Annotated in this window: 19 protein-coding genes; 2 read left to right on the top strand and 17 right to left on the bottom strand. The window is 36.7% G+C overall.

The window, feature by feature from the left end; translation table 11 throughout:
* Positions 1-22 precede the first annotated feature (22 nt).
* The 4 genes from ACFPYN_RS13905 to dcm form a co-directional block, all read right to left on the bottom strand.
* Positions 23-1,501 (bottom strand): MutH/Sau3AI family endonuclease, encoded by a 1,479-nt coding sequence (locus tag ACFPYN_RS13905; RefSeq protein WP_377735020.1) that lies wholly within the window; start codon positions 1,499-1,501, stop codon positions 23-25.
* A gap of 328 nt (positions 1,502-1,829) precedes the next feature.
* Complete coding sequence (locus ACFPYN_RS13900) at positions 1,830-2,018, bottom strand: hypothetical protein (RefSeq protein ID WP_377735019.1); 189 nt, start codon at positions 2,016-2,018, stop codon at positions 1,830-1,832.
* Between the two features lie 19 nt (positions 2,019-2,037).
* Positions 2,038-2,415 (bottom strand): hypothetical protein, encoded by a 378-nt coding sequence (locus ACFPYN_RS13895; RefSeq protein WP_377735018.1) that lies wholly within the window; start codon positions 2,413-2,415, stop codon positions 2,038-2,040.
* A gap of 32 nt (positions 2,416-2,447) precedes the next feature.
* Positions 2,448-3,701: a DNA (cytosine-5-)-methyltransferase gene (gene dcm / locus ACFPYN_RS13890; protein WP_377735017.1), complete on the bottom strand. Its 1,254-nt coding sequence runs from the start codon at positions 3,699-3,701 to the stop codon at positions 2,448-2,450.
* Positions 3,702-3,920: 219 nt separating this feature from the next.
* On the opposite strand from dcm, the gene ACFPYN_RS13885 reads away from it, so the two are divergent.
* Positions 3,921-4,697 carry an HNH endonuclease gene (locus ACFPYN_RS13885; RefSeq protein WP_377735016.1) on the top strand — a complete coding sequence of 259 codons (777 nt, stop codon included), beginning with the start codon at positions 3,921-3,923 and terminating at the stop codon, positions 4,695-4,697.
* A 510-nt stretch (positions 4,698-5,207) separates the two neighbouring features.
* Here ACFPYN_RS13885 and rlmH read toward each other — a convergent pair.
* The 9 genes from rlmH to ACFPYN_RS13840 form a co-directional block, all read right to left on the bottom strand.
* On the bottom strand, positions 5,208-5,687 hold the full coding sequence (rlmH, locus tag ACFPYN_RS13880; RefSeq protein ID WP_377735015.1) for a 23S rRNA (pseudouridine(1915)-N(3))-methyltransferase RlmH: 480 nt from the start codon (positions 5,685-5,687) through the stop codon (positions 5,208-5,210).
* A gap of 89 nt (positions 5,688-5,776) precedes the next feature.
* On the bottom strand, positions 5,777-5,941 hold the full coding sequence (locus tag ACFPYN_RS13875) for a CxxH/CxxC protein (protein ID WP_377735013.1): 165 nt from the start codon (positions 5,939-5,941) through the stop codon (positions 5,777-5,779).
* Between the two features lie 200 nt (positions 5,942-6,141).
* Entirely contained in the window at positions 6,142-7,428 is a 1,287-nt protein-coding gene (locus ACFPYN_RS13870; RefSeq protein ID WP_377735012.1) for a S1C family serine protease, read from the bottom strand.
* 773 nt (positions 7,429-8,201) lie between these two features.
* On the bottom strand, positions 8,202-8,990 hold the full coding sequence (locus ACFPYN_RS13865; RefSeq protein WP_377735011.1) for an MBL fold metallo-hydrolase: 789 nt from the start codon (positions 8,988-8,990) through the stop codon (positions 8,202-8,204).
* A gap of 12 nt (positions 8,991-9,002) precedes the next feature.
* Positions 9,003-9,827 (bottom strand): two-component system regulatory protein YycI, encoded by an 825-nt coding sequence (locus ACFPYN_RS13860; protein WP_377735009.1) that lies wholly within the window; start codon positions 9,825-9,827, stop codon positions 9,003-9,005.
* A complete protein-coding gene (locus ACFPYN_RS13855; protein ID WP_377735007.1) occupies positions 9,805-11,136 on the bottom strand; it encodes a YycH family regulatory protein in 1,332 nt (443 codons plus the stop codon). Before ACFPYN_RS13855 ends, ACFPYN_RS13860 begins: the two co-directional genes overlap by 23 nt.
* The gene (gene walK, locus ACFPYN_RS13850) at positions 11,127-12,953 is read right to left on the bottom strand and encodes a cell wall metabolism sensor histidine kinase WalK (RefSeq protein WP_377735006.1); all 1,827 of its coding nucleotides are present in this window, start codon (positions 12,951-12,953) and stop codon (positions 11,127-11,129) included. Before walK ends, ACFPYN_RS13855 begins: the two co-directional genes overlap by 10 nt.
* Before the next feature lie 5 nt (positions 12,954-12,958).
* Positions 12,959-13,666, bottom strand: coding sequence for a response regulator YycF (gene yycF, locus ACFPYN_RS13845; RefSeq protein WP_377735005.1), 708 nt, complete (start codon positions 13,664-13,666; stop codon positions 12,959-12,961).
* A gap of 203 nt (positions 13,667-13,869) precedes the next feature.
* On the bottom strand, positions 13,870-15,345 hold the full coding sequence (locus ACFPYN_RS13840) for a M23 family metallopeptidase (RefSeq protein WP_377735003.1): 1,476 nt from the start codon (positions 15,343-15,345) through the stop codon (positions 13,870-13,872).
* Positions 15,346-15,796: 451 nt separating this feature from the next.
* On the opposite strand from ACFPYN_RS13840, the gene ACFPYN_RS13835 reads away from it, so the two are divergent.
* Positions 15,797-16,609 (top strand): YitT family protein, encoded by an 813-nt coding sequence (locus ACFPYN_RS13835; RefSeq protein ID WP_449295462.1) that lies wholly within the window; start codon positions 15,797-15,799, stop codon positions 16,607-16,609.
* 79 nt (positions 16,610-16,688) lie between these two features.
* Here the strand turns inward: ACFPYN_RS13835 and ACFPYN_RS13830 are convergent, their stop codons facing one another.
* From ACFPYN_RS13830 to dnaB, 4 genes are all read right to left on the bottom strand, one after another.
* A complete protein-coding gene (locus ACFPYN_RS13830; protein ID WP_377735001.1) occupies positions 16,689-17,252 on the bottom strand; it encodes a hypothetical protein in 564 nt (187 codons plus the stop codon).
* Positions 17,249-18,166, bottom strand: coding sequence for a hypothetical protein (locus ACFPYN_RS13825; RefSeq protein ID WP_377735000.1), 918 nt, complete (start codon positions 18,164-18,166; stop codon positions 17,249-17,251). The genes ACFPYN_RS13830 and ACFPYN_RS13825 overlap by 4 nt, the downstream gene beginning before the upstream one ends.
* 96 nt (positions 18,167-18,262) lie before the next feature.
* Positions 18,263-19,549: an adenylosuccinate synthase gene (locus tag ACFPYN_RS13820; protein WP_377734999.1), complete on the bottom strand. Its 1,287-nt coding sequence runs from the start codon at positions 19,547-19,549 to the stop codon at positions 18,263-18,265.
* A gap of 250 nt (positions 19,550-19,799) precedes the next feature.
* Positions 19,800-21,161 (bottom strand): replicative DNA helicase, encoded by a 1,362-nt coding sequence (dnaB, locus tag ACFPYN_RS13815; RefSeq protein WP_024536268.1) that lies wholly within the window; start codon positions 21,159-21,161, stop codon positions 19,800-19,802.
* Between the last annotated feature and the right edge of the window lie 2 nt (positions 21,162-21,163).

Genomic DNA, 21,163 nt, shown 5'->3' with positions numbered 1-21,163 from the left:
CGTCTCCAACAATTTCAAATTATCAAATAAAATCTATTTCTTTTAGCATTGCTACTAATGTTTTCCCTTTAACCCATATATTTTGTTGATACATACTTATACCATTAATAATTAATGTTTTTTTAGCAGAATCTATACCTGAACCTCTAATGAAAAAAGTATTATTTCTTGATTTTGGAAAATTAATAGAAGTCTTCAATTCTCCTGTTTTATTTATGGTTGGTTCACCATCTTTTTTGTATACTATGGATTCTTTTAATTGATTTTTATTAATTAACTCTCTAACGTCGTTCCAGACATTTCTTACATCGTTTTTTATTAAACTATCTTGAAAAATTAATCTTTTAAATCCTAAAAATTTATTTTCTTGCAATTTTGAAGAAAAAGATGGTTCTTCAAATAGAATGCACAAAAATTGTTGATTGTTAAAATAATTAAAAACCGAAGATTCTTCAAAATCAATACTATCATTTGTCCATTCAGTAAAATCTATTGGACATAATTTCGTATCCTCCGTTTTAGTTCCACTTTTTGTTTGAGTTACAGTTTTCGGGATAATTCCAATTTTATTAAATAATTCAATCTTACTTATTTTTTTTGCTTTAGCGCCAAACATTCTAACAACTATTTGCTCAGAAATAGACTTATGTAAATCCCTTGTATTATCTGTCAATATCGGGATACTAAACTCTAACATTAGTTGTTTAATAGTTTTTCCATGATGCAATTCTGTTAAAAGATGCAATTTTTCATCTAATTCTCTAAATGTAGAATAATTAGTACTTAATTCTTCAAACTTTTCACCGAAGTGTTTTTGGACAATATTTGAAACAGTTGTTCTTTTTAAACGAAATCTCGGTCTATTAGGCCATTTAGGAGCAATATCAATGAACATTAAGTCTTTTCTTAATTCAGAAGAAATTCTATGATACTCATTTTCTGGAATGTCATATTCCTTTTGTAAATTTTTAATAAAATCCCTAACGATAGTCCAGTCATTCTTCAAGATTTCTTTATCTTCCTCGGAAAACTCATGAAATTGATAAGCCTTAATAACAAAATTAGCATAATCTATAGCTTTTACAGTTACATTAGAATCATAGTGATAATAAACCAGCAACGACCTTTCTAATTTATGCCAAAACTTAGATGTCTCGAAATTTTCCTTTGCAATTTTTTTGGTAGAAACTGCAGTAATAGACATAGGCTCTTTCGCTTCAAATTGATGGTTACTTTTCTTTTTGGGTTTTCTAATACCTGTAGTTTTTAACTCTATATCCTTACCATCAACAAATAGATCCGGACTTTGAATAGAATCCGGTCGATACCCCAGTACAGACTGTTCAATAACATCTCCTGCGATACCTGTAATTTTTGGGTTTGTTTTTGCTCTATCAAAAACATTATTTCGATCTACTTCCCCTAGTGTTTTACCAATAACATTATTAAAAATATTTTCTAGTTGTTTTTTGGAAAAAATATGTCCTGCCAAAACAAACACCCCCTTGATTCCTTCTTTATTATCAAATATTATACATAAATTATACTATACAGTGTAATTTACTCTATACTTGAAAATCCTAGAAAGAAAAAAGCCAATGGTGGTTCTTAGTAAAGCAGTCTCTAGACTTAGAAGAACCGTTAGAAAGGAACATCAAAAACTTTACGACAAACTCCCTTACAGTAGTACACTGGAGTATACGTAAAGCTAGACAAGGCGAAAAGGATATTGGACGTAATCAATTTAACAGCTTATATTTTGATACCTCAATTTGTAAAACTTGTCCAATGAAAGATGGATGTTATAAATAAGGTAGTAACACAAAAACCTATTTCATAAAAAATACAGCCTCTCCTAAGTGAAGGAAAGGCTGTATTTTTTTGATGTTTTGAAAATAATCTTCTTTTTTGAAAAATAGATGATTATTTTCAAGAAGAAATCTATATCTAGGCACCTTTTGCAGTGCCCTCTTATATTCTGACACTTTTTTATCTTTTTCCTTATCACTATGTTGCATATGGTATAAACCTTCTCTTTTATTTGACCGCACCAATTATTTGAATATCTAATAACCTTCTTAAATGAAAAATATCTTCATAGGTTATACCTCCAAAATCTGTACTCTCTTCATTATAATCATTACGAACAAACAATAACTTACCTGTCAATTTATACGTAAGACCGTCTTCTGCCACCAAATTATAAATAGGGTTATCTGTCTTCTCAAAACCTACATCGTCAACTAGTATAGCAATATCATCGTTATAATCTATAACATCAAGTCCAGTTGCATCTAGTAAATTGATTAATTGATTGTACTGCTCGTCTAAAGAAGCGTAAGTAAGTTCCACTACATCTGCCTCTACTTTAAAAGTATCTGTATTAAAGTTCAGAACATAAACATTCATTTTCATTTATTAAGATACTCCTTTTTAAATAGGGAATTTTAATTGCATGGTTTTTTTTTTTCAACTAATGCAATTTCTTTTATTCTCTCTCCCATATCCTTTATTAAATCTACAACAAGAGCATTTCCCATACAGAAGTATCGCATACGTTTCGGCATGCCAAATGTCCAGTTGTCACTAAATCCATTTAAACGCTCACATTCAATTGGTGTTAAATAACGTTTACGCCCGTCTACTTCTACTACGTGCGTGCTTCTATTAATAGACCCTTCGCTAGTTAACATCGTTCTCCCTGGTAAATCTACATCATCTACTGGAGACATGCCTCCTTCTGCATAGATATATTTATGGCCATCTTTAGAAATTCTTTCTATTTTCTTTGAACCGCGTAAATAATCAAATTTCTCTATTTCTGCTTCTTTTAAATAATATTCTTCTTCTACTTTTTCTTCTGGTAATAATTTGTTTTTTAATGCAATTGGCGCGGGTTCTTTTGCTTCAGGTTGTACGGTATGAAAAACTCCATCAATCATAATGCCCGCCGTATGAAATTGAAAAGAGTAGTGGTCAGAGATTTCAACTACATCCTCTGGCAACTTCTGATCTTTTTCATTACGTCCTTTGAATGCTGTCTCTTTTACCGGAAATGTACGTGCAAAGAATCCATCTTTAAATAATAAATCATCTGTCGGAAGGCTCATTTGTTGTTCCGCGTAGTCAAGATTCTTCTTGTAAGCAAAGATGAAAACACGTCTTCTACGCTGGGCATTTCCGTATTCACTTGCGTTAATTACACGCCATTCAACGATATAGTCTAAATCGCGGAACACTGCAAGCATAACAGCAAAATCGCGGCCTCGTTGCTTTGCAGGTGACTTGATTAAACGGTCAACATTTTCAAGCAATACATATTGAGGATGACTATTTTCAATAATCCGTTTTATCTCCCAAAATAAAACCCCTTTTTTACCTTTAATACCTTGTTCCCCAGATAAAGTTCGAGCAACCGAATAGTCTTGGCAAGGGAATCCACCAACTAATAAATCTATATTTAACCGTTCAAAAACTGAATTTTCAATTGTACTGATATCTTCATTATTTATATCATCTAGATTGTTATCATCTGTTTTAAAATGACTAGCGTAGCAATCATATGCATGCTGTACTTTTTTTCCTGGTTCCCACTGATTAGCCCAGACTGTTTTAAAGAAGCTAGCATCTGCTTTTTCTAATCCTAAACGGAATCCACCTACACCAGCAAACAACTCAACTACATTTAATTGATTACTCATAAAGCGAACATCCTTTCTCTTACATTAGTATTATAATCTATAATTATCAAAAGATCAACAGCTTGAACAATAACTTGAATATTCACTTTGCAATTATTAATAGATTACTTATATAATTGGTAATAAACTATTTTATTACCATATTTTACAACGCTAACGTAATTAATCTAACTAGTAATACGGAATATCACGCGTTGTAAACTAGAGAGGAGAAAAAAAATGGAATGGATGATTTCAGCTAATAATAAGATGTACGATCATATTAGTGCTTTTGATGAATTTAGTTGCATTGATTGGCGACAAAAGGCTAACTATCAAGTCGGTGACATTGTATATATCTACGCAACAAAACCGTCTCAACGTGTAATGTTTAAAACTGAAGTAGAAAAAGTAAACATTGGTTCTAATGAGATAATAGATGATAAAAAATATTGGATAAATATTGATGAATATGAAAAATCCCTAGAGGGTAAGTACGTCCGTTTAAAACTATTAGATCGTGTTGATTCTGAAGCTTTAACTTTAGAACGTTTGAAAGAACACGGATTAAAAGGGGCACCACAGGGACCTATAAAAATTCGTGAAGCGCAACTTTCTCAATACATAGCTGATAACTTCAATGACTACTACTCTGAAGGGGTTTTCAATGATATTGAAGAAAATGATATTTACGAAGGACATATAAGAACAATAACCGTGAACAAATATGAAAGGAGTTCTATCGCAAGGAAAAAATGTGTTGAAAAATACGGATATAACTGTACAGTTTGTGAGATGAATTTTAAAGACGTTTACGGAGATTTAGGGAAAAATTTCATACATGTGCATCATATCGTTCCCTTACAACTGATTGGACGTGAATATAAAGTTAATTATGAGCAAGATTTAACCCCTGTTTGCCCAAATTGTCATGCCATGCTACATAAAAAAAAGGATGGCAACTATTTAAGTATTGCTGAACTAAAAAGACTTTTGACTAGAAATACAATTACTTAGAAGGTTCGGACAAACTGATTTATTCGAGACAGGGGACAGTTTCGTGACAAGTACTATTTCTATGGTGCTAAATTTATTAGGGATTTTGTAAATGAAAATTCATGTGACTTTAGGGGGGGGAACGGTGCAACTTTATTATAAACAGTTTAATTTTGTTGCAAAGGGTACATCTTTTTTAAACGGTACCACTTTATTTCAAACCTGCATTTATGTCGGAAAAGTAATGAAAGTTAATCCAATCCGGTCTTGTCTTTAACTAAAGCAGTGAATATTGGGCAACTAACTTATTTGAGACAATGATTAAAAGACGATATAACCATTTTTCAGAAAGGTTATATCGTCTTTCGAGGGATTCTCACAATACACGGGAAAGAGATTGGATTATATCTCCATACTATATGTAAACGCGATTTATTTCTTTTTCCACTTTGCAATCGCCGACAACTCACTAGTCACTTCTGTATCCTTTTTGAAGTCCCTCTACTATTACTATATTAAAAAAAACCTCAGTTACTTATGGTACGGTTCATTTTTCATAATTCTAAATGCCCGATACACTTGTTCGATCAGCACCAACTTCATCAATTGGTGTGGCAGTGTCATTTTTGAAAATGATAACTTTTCATCTGAACGTTTCATCACGTCTTCGTGTAATCCGAGTGATCCTCCGATAACAAACGCCACTTTGCTGCGGCCATAGGTCATCAGTGATTGCAAATCTTCCGCTAACTGTTCGGACGATTTCATTTTCCCTTCAATTGCCAGGGCGATGACATAAGTGTCCGCTCCAATTTTTGCTAAAATTCGTTCGCCTTCTTTTTTCTTAACGATTTCCATGTCTGCATCACTTAAGTTTTCTGGCGCTTTTTCATCAGCTACTTCTACTAAATCGATTTTTGCATAACTTCCCAATCGTTTTGTGTATTCTTCAATTCCCATTTTTAAATATTTTTCTTTTAACTTCCCTACGGAAATTATTGAGATATTCACAGGTTATCCACCTTTACACTTTATTTACAAACACGTTATCCACAGAAGTTATACACATATCCACAAGGTAATCTATATATAGTATGCAATCATTTGTTCGCCACTAAATATATTGCTGCGACATCACAGTAATCGCATTTTGTGGATAACTTTTTTTCATCTGAAAGTTCTGTTAAAATCGGGAAGGTATTTTGCTCAGCCACGAACATGTCAAGTGCATGTTCTATATGGGTTTGACAGCAGTTAATTTTCATTTTTCTTCATCCTTTCGATTTACGAATAATCCACTAAGTTATGCACAATTCGTCTTACTTTATCCACAATCTATTTTAACAAACTAAAAGCGAGTAGGGAAGGTGCGCCTTTGCACGTTCTACTCGCTGTGTAAATCTTTTGTAAATTGAAAAGGGTTATCCACAATTTGTTCTTGTCATCCACAACCCCATTTAAGTCTTTATAATGCTGAATTATCTTTTAATGTTAAAGTGACTTCCATGAGTTGACCTTCACGATAAACTTTCATGGTCATCTTGTTACCTATTTCTTTTTCATTATATAGGTGTTTACGTAAATCGATCATATTTTCAATTTTTTCTCCATCCATTTCAACGACCACATCATATTGCTTTAATCCTGCTTCATCTGACGCTGAACCATCTACGACTTTGTCAATGACAACACCAGTTGAGACTTCTTCTGGTAAACGTAGCGTGTCGCGTTGGTGGAATGCAGAAACGTTTGTAACGTCTACTAGTGTAACACCCATCGAAGGACGTTTCACTTCACCAAACTCTTCTAAATCTTCGATAACAGGAATGACTGAATTAACGGGAATCGCAAGTCCTATTCCTTCAACTGTCGCTTGGGAAATTTTCATCGAATTTATTCCTATTAATTGCCCAGCTAAGTTTACGAGAGCACCTCCACTATTACCTGGATTAATAGCTGCATCCGTTTGTAATACCTCGGCTTGCCAATCGACTTGGTTATCACCATTTAAATCAACAGGAATCGCTCGGTCTTTACCAGATACTACACCTGTTGTTACAGATCCTGAGAAATCTAAACCAAGTGGATTACCAATTGCAATCACTGTTTCCCCTTGTTTTAATGCATCCGAATCTCCAAATTCAGCAATTGTTGTTACTTTTGAGGCATCCATTTCAAGAACAGCTAAATCTGTCCAAATATCTGTCCCCAGTAATTTCGCTTCTACTTTCGAACCATCTGATAATGTCACTTCAATTTGGTTAGCACCTTCAATGACATGATTATTTGTTATGACATATGCTTTATTACCAGACTTTTTATAAATCACACCAGATCCTGAACCTGCTTCTTGTCCTTCACTCGAAGGGCTTAAAAAATCGGATGTTGCTTGAATGTTTGTCACTCCCACAACTGAATTTGCTGCCTTTTCTACTGCAGTTGTGACATCCGTTGTTATGTCTGCAGATAATTGTTGAGATTTATTTGACGATAGATTTGAATCATTGTCGCTTAATGTTTCGCTACCAGGCATCATACCAACGAGTGAAGGTAACATTAGCCATACAATTAATGCACCAATCATGACACCTAATAAGCCGCTAAAAAAGTAGCCACCTTTACTTCCCTTCTTAACAATTCGAGTCGCTGGTTCCCTTCGCTCTTGTCGTTCTATTGTCTCTCTTGGTTCTTGTTGTAGTGGACGGTCTTCTGGCTCTGGTGATTTTGGTGGTTGTTCATCATAATATCCCATAGATTATCTCCCTCTCTGTTATTCGTTATCTTTACTTTACCCGGCCAACATTAAAATTAGATGAAAACGGCTTTAAAACTTGATCAAAATGGTTTATATATATTCATGGCGTTTACTAAGCACACCATTATTTTCATATGGCCATTCTTATTATTCCTTTGTAAACCCCGACTATTCTTACTTAACTTCATATTATTATTTAATCCATACTATTAGTTAAGAGAAACCTGGACACCCTTTCCTTTTTAGAAGAGAAACCATAGTAGCCTGTTGATTTTCGCTACGGTGGACGGCTTTCGCGGGCATGGCTTCAGTCTCCTCGTCACTGCGAAAACATGTGCTCCTGCAGGGTCTTCAGCTCATGCACCTGCCGCTTCGCTTTCGGTGCAGAAAACATCTGCTATTCCCGCTGAAGTCGCCACCTGCGTTTCAATCAACTAATATAAATGGCAACTACGATTATAGGTTGGTTTAACTTAGAATCATTTATTCTTGTATAGCAATAAGCAATTGATAGATTTTCTTGTTGGTTACTACTCACTTCATGGATTGTAGTGGAAGGCGGCGACTCCGGCGGGATCAGCGGGACAGGTGAGACCCCGCAGATCGCGAAGCGACCGAGGAGGCTCACCGCCCGCCCCGTGGAAAGAGTCCGCTTGAAACGGAAATCAACAATATTATTGAATCAATCTTTTTGTCTATGAAACACTGGATTTATGGAACTAAAATTATAAACTTTCTTATAACAAAAAAAACCCCACATAAAGTGAGGTTTAAACAGTGACTAATTCAGTTGCTATGTTTGCATCGGTATCATAAAGTTTCAAAAATTCTCCTGTTACAATACCGCACGATTCAAGTGTCTGAGTTACGCTCATACGCGCCAAATCTTTCATATTATTATCTTTACTTAAATGTGAGAGATAGATACGTGTCGGTTTCTCTTCAACTACTTCACTCATTGCTACAGCAGCATCTTCGTTTGAAACGTGGCCAACATCACTTAAAATACGTCGTTTAATAGACCACGGATAACGACACATTTGCAACATCCCCACATCATGATTGCTTTCAAAGACAAAGGAATCTGCTCCTTTAATATGGCCTTTCATTCGATCACTGACGTAGCCTGTATCTGTAATTAATACAAGTTTACGACCATTCTCATGAAAGACATAAAACATTGGGTCCGCTGCATCGTGAGATACTGCGAATGACTGAATATCAAGTGATCCAAATGATTTTACAGTCTCCATATCGAAATGAAAACGTTGTTCGATTGGAATATTCCCAACTAGATGTTCCATAGCCATCCACGTTTTGGCGTTGGCATAAATCGGAACTTTATATTTACGAGCTAGAATTCCTAGCCCTTTTATATGATCACTATGTTCATGCGTAACCAAAATACCACTTAACTTTTTCATATTGCGGTCAACTGAGGCAAACAACTCCTCCATTTTACGTCCACTTAGTCCAGCATCTACTAAAAATGCATGTTCTTCGTTTTCAACGTAAATGGCATTCCCGCTACTACCGCTTGCTAAAACACTAAAACGCATGACGAAAACTCCTTACTCTTCTTGTGGTTCCTCTGACTCTTTGTTAAATTCGACAATCTTTCCTTCTACCGCATTTACAAAATAGTCTTCTTTCTTACCATCTTGTAATTCTACACGAACTCGCCAAGTTGGTGCAAATACTTGGGTTTCTGTTAATTGCACGAGTGTTGAGTAGCCTAGACTAACCGCTAAAATCTTAGAATTAGGTTTCAATACTTTTCGTTGATACAACACTTCAACAGCCCGCTCATAGTGTAACAAGGTTTCGGATTGATCAAAATTATCTTCAAGTTCTACAAAGCTCGTTTGTTCATATTTATTTACTTCATTTTTATCGTTCCAATAAATGGTGAGGAGAGCGTTTTGATTAAAGAAAATCTGTCGATTATTGATCGTTTGGAAAAAAATCGCTTTTTTCTCGTCTACATCAACCGTGAATAATTCATAGGATGAACCCTCAAAAACATGTTCATCTACAAAATCCCTTAAGTTTGTAGTGTCACTTAGGCTGCCAAGTGGAACTGGCTTTTTGAATGTTGATACCAGTTCTTTGTTTTCAAGGATTTCAAATGATTGATTATCCATTGGTTTCATTTCATCTGCTGTATAGACTCGTATGTTACCTGAAACATACGTTTCTTTCGTCGTATTTTCAGGAATACTTTCATAGCGAATATTATCAGCTTGTAAGCTCTCTTCAATAGAAGTTTCACCGAGTACTTCGACATCTTTTGCTTCATTGTAACGATTTAAATACAGGGAATATAAAAAGACATTTAAAATCGCAAAAACGATTATGAAGATAGTTTTGGTTTTATTCCAATCCAAACTGCCCACCTCCTAAATCTTCTGGGGAAAGGCGAATCCATTGATTATTCGATAAATAAAACCAAGATGGCTCTAATATCAGTAAACGCTTTTCATTATCCCGAGTTAAGTGATATCCAGGCGTCAGTTCATCCACATTATTAAAATCAATTTCTTTTAGCGTTTGCATTACTCGAGATGCTTTCTCACCAGATGGTAAAGTCGAAATGACTGTATCAAATGGCAAAGAAAGATCAAGTGTATAATACGGTCTCAAATAATTGTAAATACCAGGATCTCCCCAGAATGTAGTGATTTTTGTAGAAGTTTCAGTACTAAACACGGGATATCCTAACAAATATAATTGATAATCAATTTGTTGAGTGGCAGGGTTTATTTTAGCAAATCGATACTCGTCCGTCCAACCACCATGCTCATTTACATAGTACAAACTATCAAATACTAATTTTGAAGGAATGGCTGGTACAGAAGTTTCGGCTGATGGATTAACAAAACTTAAAGTCCGCTCTAATAAATTCACATTCATCAATGATGTACCATCCGAATATTCTTCATTCGTTGTTCCGACTGGGCTTTGGCGCACAAGACTTGGATCACTGAACAAGGCATCTTGAAAACGCCTCGTATCAATTTCTTTTAAGTAATACGTGTATCGAATACTCTCCACATCTTGAGCAGAAACATATAGTGATAGCTTTCCTTTACGTTGAATTTCTGTAAACTTCGAGAAATCCACTGTTGGGCCTACTACTTTTTGTTCAAATAATTCCCAATCAACATCTCTTGCTACCGCTGAATACAATGTGTTCGTTTTAGAACTAGCAAAATAAACTTTCAGTTGATCATTATTAGACCGATTCCAATTTACAATTAACCGATCAAACCCATCCTCAGGAATATTGGTGATGGAGAACGGTAAAATATTATCATATACAGGAAACGGTACATCATCTGGGAAAAACAATGTATATCGGTGATGCGTCCCGATCAAGTCGTTTAATTCATCGTCAGTTAAATCATTATCTTCCAAAGTCAGATCACTGATTTCCCAGCCCTTCATGACATTGACAACACGTTCTAAATCAAATGGTGTCATCGAACCTGCCATGTTGTTTTCCCGACTTGTAATCATTTTATACGGCTTAATAACATCGTCTACTCGCTTGCTTTCTGCGATTAGTATATTTACAACTGGTGTTTGTTCAATGGTGTCGTACGTTGGTGTATAGGTCCATATTGTAAACGTTAAAGTCACACTTAAAACGATTAGCAAGGTCAGGAAAATTGTTTTCGCGTGTTCTATATACTTCAATCCCATTCACCTGCCTCATCTAACTCGAATGGCAACGTGAAGAATATCGTCGTACCATTTCCTTCTTCACTTTCTGCCCATATAGCTCCACCATGTGATTCAATCATTTCCCGGGCAATAGCAAGACCTAGTCCTGATCCGCCCATTGATCTTGCACGTGCTCGATCTACACGATAGAAACGATCGAAAATTCGTTCTACATTTTCTTTTGGAATACCCATGCCATCATCAGAAACCATAACCTTTAAAAGTCCTTCTTGTGCAATAATACCAAAACGAATATTTCCGCCGTCTGGCGAATATTTTAAAGCATTCGATATTATATTATCGATGACTTGAGTTAATTTATCGGTATCTATTTCCACAAAGAATTGTGATTCTGGTAACAAGCGTACGAATTGAACTTGTTGCGATTTCGACATCTCAAAACGATCAATGATTCGATTAAAGAATTTATTAAACTCAACAAACTCTTTATTTAAATCATAGTCTCGGCTATCCATTTTCGATAACTGTAACAAGTCATTAACTAACCTAATCATACGTTCAGTTTCGGTTTGCGTGACGTTTAAAAATGATGGTGCTAATTCTTTATCTTGCCATGCACCATCAGCAAGCGCCTCTAAATAGCTACGCATGGTTGTTAATGGTGTACGAAGTTCGTGCGAAACGTTGGCAACAAATTCACGTCGTTCCATATCAATCTTCTCTTGTTCGGTATTATCATGTAAAACGGTTATTAAGCCGTTCACAAAACCGGTTTCCTTTTGAATAACAGAGAAATTCGCACGTAAAATATACGGACGTTCAGGCGAACTAAAATCTAAGTTTATCGAATCTTTCATATGAATTAAATCTTCAAATGCATATTGTGATTCAATTCCAAGAGCAGACGAAATCGGACGATGCAACACTAATTCTCTCGGAACCCTTAAGAGTCTTAACGCTGGATCATTTATTAATATGATACGTCCCTTTCGATCCGTCGCAATCACGCCATCAGTCATATTGGAAAGAACAGATGCTAACTTCCTTCGTTCTCCTTCAGTAGTTGACTGTGCCTCTTGAAGTCGATTTGTTAAATGGTTAAAAGCAATCGCCAACTGTCCAATTTCATCATTTCCGTAAACACGTACCTTACGAGAAAAGTTTCCTTTAGCCATAGCTTGTGCTTGTCTACGCATATCGGAAATGGGACGGGTTATTGTTTGAGCGATTAAGATACCGAGAATCACTGTTATCGCCAGTGACATCGCTGTTCCGCCAGCAAGAATTCGGTTAATTTCAGTCATTTGTTCAAAAACAGTCTCAATATTTGATTCTAAATAAATCGTACCGAGTACTTCCCCTTGATAAACGATAGGAGAAGCTAGAACCCAAATACGATCCTCTTGTTGAGGGTCTAGACGAATCTTATTTGCCGGTGTTTCCGAAGAAATGGATTGACGAACAATAGGCTCCGTCGATCGTTGTCCAACAATGGATTGATTATTCGTTTCAGACGTGGCTAAAATGCGGAAATTATTATCAATTACACGGATTTCATTAATGTCTTCTGATCGAATGCTATAGAGTATGGTGCGTAAACTTTGCTCCAAGGTTGGGTCTGCTTCTCCCCGCTCCTTTTTGCGCATTTCTGTACGCACACTAAACTCCACCAGATCCACCCGTTCTTCAATGGAATTGGTGAAGCTGTCTTTAAGTGTATGTTCTAACTCACGTGCAAAATAAAGGCCGATGATTTGCATTGCCAATAGAATCAGCAAAATGTAAATCAAGACGATTTTAACGTGAATCGATTTAAAAAAACCAACCTTTTGCATTCTGTCTACTCCTGTTCAGGATTACGCAAATAATACCCTACGCCACGACGTGTCACAATCCATGCAGGGTGACTTGGGTTATCCTCAATTTTTTCACGAAGGCGACGAATCGTTACGTCTACAGTACGAACATCTCCAAAATAATCATAGCCCCATACTGTTTGCAATAAATGTTCACGTGTCATAACTTGTCCTATATGTTTTGCTAAATAATGCAGCAATTCAAATTCACGATGGGTTAATTCAATCGATTCTTCTCGCTTTAACACTAAATAGGCATCAGGCTGGATGATTAACAAACCTACCGTTATATCGTTTGATGCTTCTTCAGCATCTTCAGACTGTAAGGTTTGATGGCGTCGCATATTCGCTTTCACGCGTGCAATTAATTCACGCGTGCTAAATGGTTTCGTTACATAATCATCTGCACCTAATTCTAACCCAAGTACTTTATCAATTTCTGAATCTTTTGCAGTTAACATAATGATTGGAAAGTCATACTTTTTACGAATTTCCCGGCAAACTTCCATCCCATCTCGGTTTGGTAACATAATATCAAGTAACATCAAGTCAGGTTTGATTTCTTCTACTTTTCGTAAAGCTTCATCCCCATCATATGCACAAACAACATTATAGCCTTCTTTTTTTAAGTTAAATTGTAAAATATCCGCAATCGGTTTTTCGTCATCTACTACTAAAATAGTTTTACTCATACAATCCATCCTCTCTCTTGCCATCTATCTATATGAACAGTAATTTGACCTCATTATACTTCCTACTCTATCACGCTTTACGGTGTTTCGCATCTATCGGGTAATAGATGGGCAATGTTGAATATTTCCCGGGCAATAATTCGACAAATTAGTATATAAAAAGACGGCCAATTTCGCTAAATTGACCGCCTACAACCATTTTATTAGTTTAAGTAATTAAGTGGATTGACCAGTGCGCCATTTTTACGGACTTCAAAGTGTAAATGAATTCCTGTAGATCTTCCTGTTGAACCCATTACACCTAATTTCGTACCTGAAGAGACGATTTGTCCATTCTTTACATGAATAGATGCTAAATGAGCATAGGTCGTCTGAAATCCATTTTTGTGATCAACTACAACTTTGTTACCGTAAGTGCCGTCTTGTCCAGAGGATATAACAACGCCATTATCAGCTGCTTTAATGGCAAAGCCGCTAGGTCGCGCAATATCAATTCCGCGGTGAACTGAACCCCAACGACTTCCCATTTTACTTGAAATGTAGCCACCTTCAGCTGGCCAAGAAAATTTACCTGAACCTCGCGATGGAATGACCTTTGTTCCTTTTGTGACGATATTATTTTTCACTTCTTTAATCATCTCTTCTTGTTGAATGGATTTTCCAATTGCAATCCCATTTTGTTCTCGAATTCTATATGTTATCTCTTTGACTCCATTACTACCTTCTTGAAGGACCTTTGAATCACCTTTGAGCATTTCATTTGAGTTTTTTATTTGATTTTCAAACTTAACTTCTTCTGTTGCTTTCTTCTCTCGAACTACTTCTATATTTAATAGAGGCGTTGAGGCTGTTACTTTCAATTGTTGTCCAATTTGAAGGACACTCTTTTCTCCAAAGCCATTATTTAACTTTGTTAATTGTGACGTAGTTAAATTATGTTGCTCAGCGATTTTACTAAATACGTCTCCAACTTGAACCGTGTAAGTTTTCTCTTCTATAACGCCTTTTTGAAGATACTTTACTGCCTCATCAACCGTCATGATCTCTTCTGGTTTGGCTTGTTGTGTCACTCCAGAAACTGATTCTTTTAGCACAACATCCAAAATACGTGTTTCATCTTCCTTTAATGGTGGTAAAGAATCTATAGAACCTTTACGAGCTTCCAATTCGGTGAGTTCTTTTTCAGAAACAGATTGAAGTTTTAGTTTACGAATAACTTCATGATATGATTTTAGGTCTTTGACGTAGACTGCAATCTCGTCATTGACCGACAAGGCAAAAGCATCAGCAGCGACCGTTACTAGTTCGCCTAGCTTTTCTATTGTTTCCGTATCGTTTGTTTCTAAGTTAAAGACTTGTTCTGAAATGATGGATATTTTTAATTCATCATTGAGTCTTAAATCATCGTATTGGGAGCTTGTCTCTGCTATTTTTTCTTCTACAAGGTCTTTTACGACATTTTCATTTGATACTGCCCCTATATATTCACCACTAGCATATATATGAAAAATCTTCTGCAATTGACTGCTTTCATTGTCTTTTGCAAATCCGATATTAAATGTAAGACTTGAAGCAAGCACTACTAGTACGGCTGCTCTTTTCATTATATTTGATGTGCTGTTTGGTTTGCGGTCGGATGAAATCTTCTTCCTGTCACCAGTATTCCATTTCAAATTCATGATAAAGCCCCTCTCAAAATCTCATCCGATAAACGAACGGTTCTTTTTATGTGAAACATTTCACACTTATCTAATTTACCATATCCTATTTCCTCATTGCTCAGTAAAGCCCACATTGTAAAGAAAATGACTCATTCATTCCATGAATTGCATTTAAATGGTTTATTTTGTCTATTAAAAAGGTCTATATTCTTCTAATTCGAAATATTCAACCGTTTATTAAGTGCCTTTTTACCTATTTTTTTGTTTTAAGCACTTGTTTTTTGTTATATTTGTCATATAACAAGCTGACTTCCTATGTAAATCATCTGAAATACGGTAAAATTAATGTATTAAGAGTGAAAAAGGGGGCATTCATTTGACTGATGAACAAGAACAGCGAAATGCTTTAAAAAAATCACCCTATGCTCATAGAAGAGCATCTAAACTCGTTATTGCAAAACGTATAGTAATGATTATCACCGGTGCTGTTTTAATGGCCATGGGGATTGAATTGTTCTTAGTGCCAAATCAATTATTAGATGGTGGCATCGTCGGGATATCCATTATTTTATCTCATTTAACAGGTGTTCAAATTGGACTCTTTATTTTCCTATTAAATATCCCTTTCTTTTTTATTGGCTATAAACAAATAGGTAAAACATTTGCTTTGTCTACAGTATTAGGAATTACAGTCCTCTCAATTTGTACATATTTTCTACATCCTGTCGCACGTTTCACAGATGATTTACTTCTCGCAACCGTCTTTGGTGGAATAGTCCTCGGTATAGGTGTTGGACTGGTCATTCGTTATGGTGGATCTTTAGATGGCACTGAAATCTTAGCCATTCTTTTTAGTACCAAGACAGCTTTTTCTGTGGGAGAAATTATTATGTTCTTCAACCTTATGATTTTTACAATTGCAGGGTTTGTGTTCACTTGGGAACAAGCCATGTATTCTGTTTTAGCTTATTTTATCGCCTATAAAACTATCGATATTGTGATTCAAGGATTAGACGAATCCAAGTCAGTGTATATTATCAGTGACTTTGTCGATGAAGTCGGCGAAGCCATTATTGACCGGCTAGGACGTGGTGTTACTTATTTACACGGTGAAGGCGCCTATACTGGCGATAAAAAGAAAATTATTTTTACCGTAATTACCCGTTTAGAAGAAGCCAAATTGAAAACTATTGTAGAAGATATTGATCCTCTAGCCTTTGTTGCAATTGGCAACATAGCAGAAGTGCGCGGTGGTCGTTTCAAGAAAAGAAGTATTCATTAATTTTACATCAAATCAAAATGCGCTTTCCCTTTATGGGAAGCGCATTTCTTTAGGTTATTGATCAATTGGTCAGTATTTGTTATTCCGTTGCTGGTGGAAATGTCTTCTGAAGCGCTCGAAGATGCACCAGAAATGCAAGTTGGACAATGAGCGAAAGCACTATAATTCCAATCCCTAATACTAACGCTATATTTGCATCTATGTTTAATAAAAATGGCTGTAAAAATGCTGTGCTGAGGCCAATGCTCATATAAATGGTCATCATTTTCCGTACACGACCCCGCAGTAGTTCTGCATGAAGTACATACTCTACTTCTGTTAGCAGCATGCCAAATATAAAATATACGAGAATCAAATGAACTATTGAATCAGCAAACCCATATGATTGCCAACTTATGCTTTCACTTTGCATTTGCTGAAGTACTTCTCCTGACAAAAAGAATGTAGGGATGGACAGAACCATCATGATATATGCAGTGATTTCAGCTTTTTTGGCATTCGGTTGACCCGCTGCCAACTTGACAATGCCAGAGCCAATTAATATATAGCCAACTGGATCTGGTAGCACATCAATTAAAATGTGGATGTCTAATAGAATGAATAGAAAACCGATAATCATGTACTTAAATCCAAGTCTTTTCATGATGCATCCCTCGCTAGCTTAATTATCTTTTGTAAGCTTTCGTCTGTCAGTTGTGGGATATGCTGAAGTGTTAGTGGAGCAATAAACTTTTCCCCGTCAGCCGTTTCGCCCATCCACTCTATCCGTGCATCGATTGCCGTGGTGAATGATGGGTCAATCTGTACGTATAAACCCACACTAGCTCGTGGCTCCAAGTCAATCGGCCAATCAATATCTTTCGCAAGAGGTTGAGACACATCATTCCAGCTTGGCATGATTTCTGATTGAAAAATGGCATCAGAAACTCGAGCTTTTTCCCCTTCGTAATGCACTTTCACTTGCACATTCTCAGAAAGGATTTGAGGTAAGACAAATTCGTCTATCAGCAGTTGTTCTTGTGCAACATAAATGCTTGAATGGAGACCGTTAGATGTTCCGCCAGTAGACATACTGGTCAATTTAGATTCTTGTTTAACCGTTGAAGGTGTTACATGAATTTCTCCGATATCAAAATCCTTTGCCGTACCATCGCTGAACGTCAGAAAAACATTCGTAGTCAAGGATTTATCTTCAACTCCTTCAAGAGATAGCATCGAAGCGTCAAAATCAGCTTCTAGCAGAAGGTGATGGTTGAACTCCTGCACGATGTTTGGTGTATTGTGTATCGAATTTTGGTTGTCATATATCCACATGTCATTGTTAAGCGATGTGGTAGAAATCGACAAGCCGTTCACTTCCATCGATTGAAGGATCGTTGGATTTTTTTTGTTGGTTAAGTAGTAGATTTTGAACAAATGATTCTGCTCCATTGGTAGTTCAATATAGTGTTCCAAAACAATCGGTCCATCTAACTGCTCTGTCTCGTAAATGGCTATATTTATCACCCATGCTACAGCTATAAGCGAAAGAGCTCCCCAAAACCATAACCGTTTCATCAACTTCCTCCTCAATCGTCAGAAAATATACTTTACTTTTACATACGAAAAAAAGCGAAGAAAGATTCCTTTCTTCGCTTTTTCTTTTTTAGTTATTTAGCGCCAAACGCTTGTAATAATATTTGTTTGATTGCGATCTGGTCCTACTGAGAAAATTGAAATTGGTACACCACTTAATTGTGAAATACGTTCTAAGTAGTGACGCGCTGTTTCTGGAAGTTCATCAAGCGATTTGCAAGCTGTAACATCTTCGCTCCAACCTGGTAGTTCTTCGTAAACTGGTTCGCAGTCAGCTAACATACGTAAGTTTGCTGGGTACTCTGTAATCAGTTCACCTTTATAGCTGTAAGCTGTACAAATCTTCACTGTTTTTAATCCCGTTAACACGTCAATCGAGTTAACCGTAAGATCAGTTAATCCACTCACACGACGTGCATGACGAATAACAACGCTGTCAAACCAACCGATGCGTCGAGGACGACCTGTTGTTGTACCATACTCTTTACCCACTTCACGAATTTGATTGCCGACTTCGTCAAACAATTCAGTTGGGAAGGGACCATCTCCTACACGTGATGTATAGGCTTTACATACACCCACAACATGGTTAATTTTCGTTGGGCCTACACCCGCTCCAATTGTTACTCCACCTGCTACTGGGTTAGAAGAAGTCACAAATGGATAAGTACCTTGGTCAATATCTAACATAACACCCTGTGCACCCTCAAATAATACACGACGGCCATCATCTAAAGCATCATTTAATACTTTAGAAGTATCTGTTACATACTTCGCAATTTCTTGACCATAACCGTAGTATTCTTCAAGAATTTCTTCTTTTGTGAAGCCTTCTGTTTCATAGAACTTATCGAATAAACGATTTTTCTCTTCTAAATTACGCTCAAGTTTTTCTTCAAATACTTCTTTATCAAGTAAGTCAGCCATACGAATACCTATACGTGCTGCTTTGTCCATGTAAGCTGGTCCAATGCCTTTACCTGTTGTACCAATTTTGTTTGCACCACGACGAGTTTCTTCTACTTCGTCTTGCTTCAAGTGGTAAGGTAAAATGACGTGTGCACGATTGGAAATACGTAAGTTTTCAGTCGTTACCCCACGGTCATGTAATCCTTTTAACTCTTGCACTAATGCTTTTGGATCGACAACCATTCCGTTACCAATTACTGAAACTTTGTCTTTATAAAAAATACCTGATGGGATTAAGTGAAGCTTGTATGTTTCTCCACCAAAAATAATGGTGTGTCCCGCATTATTCCCACCTTGATAACGAGCAATTACTTCAGAATTCTCGGATAGGAAGTCGGTAATTTTCCCTTTACCTTCGTCTCCCCATTGTGTTCCTACTACTACAACCGATGTCATAATCAGCACCTCCGTCAGACGCTTTCACGCGTCCTGAATCAAACAGTGTAATTGTACCAACGTAAACGCTCTGAGTCAACCAAAAACAAGAAAAAACACGAACGAAAAATTGTTATTAGACATTTTTCGTTCGTGTTTTTATCTAGCAGGCTATTAATTTAATAGTGACTATTGACCCGTTCCACTAGAGTAGCTCTTTACGCTTTTCTTTATGTCTAGCTTCAAGCGCCAACTCGCACGCCTTCGAACTTTAGTAGTCTGGTGTGGGTTGTGTATGTTGACTCCAATCAATATTGACAAACTTATTAAACTCTTTAACAAAGGCAAGGGTTACAGTTCCTGTAGGACCGTTACGTTGTTTCGCTATAATAATTTCAATCATGTTTTGATTTTCAGTTTCCTTATCGTAGTAATCCTCACGATATAAGAATGATACGATATCGGCATCTTGCTCAATACTTCCTGATTCACGTAAATCGGACATCATTGGACGCTTGTCCTGACGTTGCTCTACTCCACGGGAAAGCTGGGACAATGCAATAACAGGCACTTGTAGCTCACGTGCAAGTGATTTTAATGATCTTGAAATTTCCGATACTTCTTGTTGACGATTTTCTTGACCATTCGAGCTTCCAACAATCAGTTGCAAGTAATCAATCATGATCATCCCAAGACCAAACTCTTGTTTAAGTCGACGACACTTTGAACGAATTTCATTAATACGAATCCCTGGAGTATCGTCGATGAAAATTCCTGCGTTAGACAAACTGCCCATAGCCATCGTTAGTTTGCGCCAGTCTTCTGCAGTTAATGCACCAGTTCGTAATACTTGGGCATCGATATTGCCTTCCGCACAAAGCATACGCATGACAAGTTGTTCTGCACCCATCTCAAGACTAAAGATCGCTACATTTTCTTCCGTCTTGGTTGCAACGTTCTGCGCCACATTCAGCGCAAAAGCGGTTTTACCTACAGAAGGTCGGGCTGCAACTATAATCAAGTCATTGCGCTGGAAACCGGCTGTAATTTTGTCTAAATCACGGAATCCAGTAGGCACTCCCGTTATATCACCTTTACGAGCATGAAGAAGCTCAATGTTGTCATACGTTTGCACTAACACATCTTTAATGTGTCTGAAATCACCCGCATTTTTTCGATTGGAAACTTCCATCATTTTCTTTTCGGCTTCAGATAACAAGGCTTCTACTTCGTCTTCACGTGTGAAGCCATCTTCTACGATATTGGTGGCTACACGAATTAAACGACGTAGCAAAGCCTTTTCTTCCACTATACGTGCATAATGTGCGATGTTGGCTGCGGTAGGAACTGAATTCGCAATTTCTGTTAAATACGAAAGGCCACCAACATCTTCCAATTCTTTCTTCGATGATAATTCTTCTGTCACGGTCACAACATCGATTGGTTTACCTTGATCACTTAGACGATTCATCGTTTGGAAAATCTTTTGATGCGCTACTCTATAAAAATCTTCATATTGTAATATTTCTGCAGCCGTAATGAGCGCTTGAGGCTCTAAAAAGATAGCCCCAATAACGGACTGTTCAGCTTCTTGATTGTGAGGGGGAATCCGATCCATCATGGGCTCGCTCATTG

Origin of the sequence: Paenisporosarcina macmurdoensis, from assembly GCF_042658845.1 — a bacterium.
Lineage (GTDB): Bacteria > Bacillota > Bacilli > Bacillales_A > Planococcaceae > Paenisporosarcina > Paenisporosarcina macmurdoensis.
The sequence above is the reverse complement of the archived record's forward strand: the minus strand, read 5'-3'. Positions and strand labels throughout refer to the sequence as shown.

Bases quoted from the DNA above. Each gene is read 5' to 3' on its own strand.
- ACFPYN_RS13900 (WP_377735019.1), bottom strand. From the start codon at position 2,018: ATGCAACATAGTGATAAGGAAAAAGATAAAAAAGTGTCAGAATATAAG.
- walK (WP_377735006.1), bottom strand. From the start codon at position 12,953: ATGCAAAAGGTTGGTTTTTTTAAATCGATTCACGTTAAAATCGTCTTG.
- ACFPYN_RS13820 (WP_377734999.1), bottom strand. From the start codon at position 19,549: ATGACATCGGTTGTAGTAGTAGGAACACAATGGGGAGACGAAGGTAAA.
- ACFPYN_RS13840 (WP_377735003.1), bottom strand. From the start codon at position 15,345: ATGAATTTGAAATGGAATACTGGTGACAGGAAGAAGATTTCATCCGAC.
- ACFPYN_RS13870 (WP_377735012.1), bottom strand. From the start codon at position 7,428: ATGGGATATTATGATGAACAACCACCAAAATCACCAGAGCCAGAAGAC.
- ACFPYN_RS13865 (WP_377735011.1), bottom strand. From the start codon at position 8,990: ATGCGTTTTAGTGTTTTAGCAAGCGGTAGTAGCGGGAATGCCATTTAC.
- dnaB (WP_024536268.1), bottom strand. From the start codon at position 21,161: ATGAGCGAGCCCATGATGGATCGGATTCCCCCTCACAATCAAGAAGCT.
- ACFPYN_RS13830 (WP_377735001.1), bottom strand. From the start codon at position 17,252: ATGAAAAGACTTGGATTTAAGTACATGATTATCGGTTTTCTATTCATT.
- ACFPYN_RS13885 (WP_377735016.1), top strand. From the start codon at position 3,921: ATGGAATGGATGATTTCAGCTAATAATAAGATGTACGATCATATTAGT.
- ACFPYN_RS13895 (WP_377735018.1), bottom strand. From the start codon at position 2,415: ATGAAAATGAATGTTTATGTTCTGAACTTTAATACAGATACTTTTAAA.
- ACFPYN_RS13855 (WP_377735007.1), bottom strand. From the start codon at position 11,136: ATGGGATTGAAGTATATAGAACACGCGAAAACAATTTTCCTGACCTTG.
- dcm (WP_377735017.1), bottom strand. From the start codon at position 3,701: ATGAGTAATCAATTAAATGTAGTTGAGTTGTTTGCTGGTGTAGGTGGA.
- ACFPYN_RS13835 (WP_449295462.1), top strand. From the start codon at position 15,797: ATGATTATCACCGGTGCTGTTTTAATGGCCATGGGGATTGAATTGTTC.
- yycF (WP_377735005.1), bottom strand. From the start codon at position 13,666: ATGAGTAAAACTATTTTAGTAGTAGATGACGAAAAACCGATTGCGGAT.
- ACFPYN_RS13825 (WP_377735000.1), bottom strand. From the start codon at position 18,166: ATGAAACGGTTATGGTTTTGGGGAGCTCTTTCGCTTATAGCTGTAGCA.
- ACFPYN_RS13875 (WP_377735013.1), bottom strand. From the start codon at position 5,941: ATGAAAATTAACTGCTGTCAAACCCATATAGAACATGCACTTGACATG.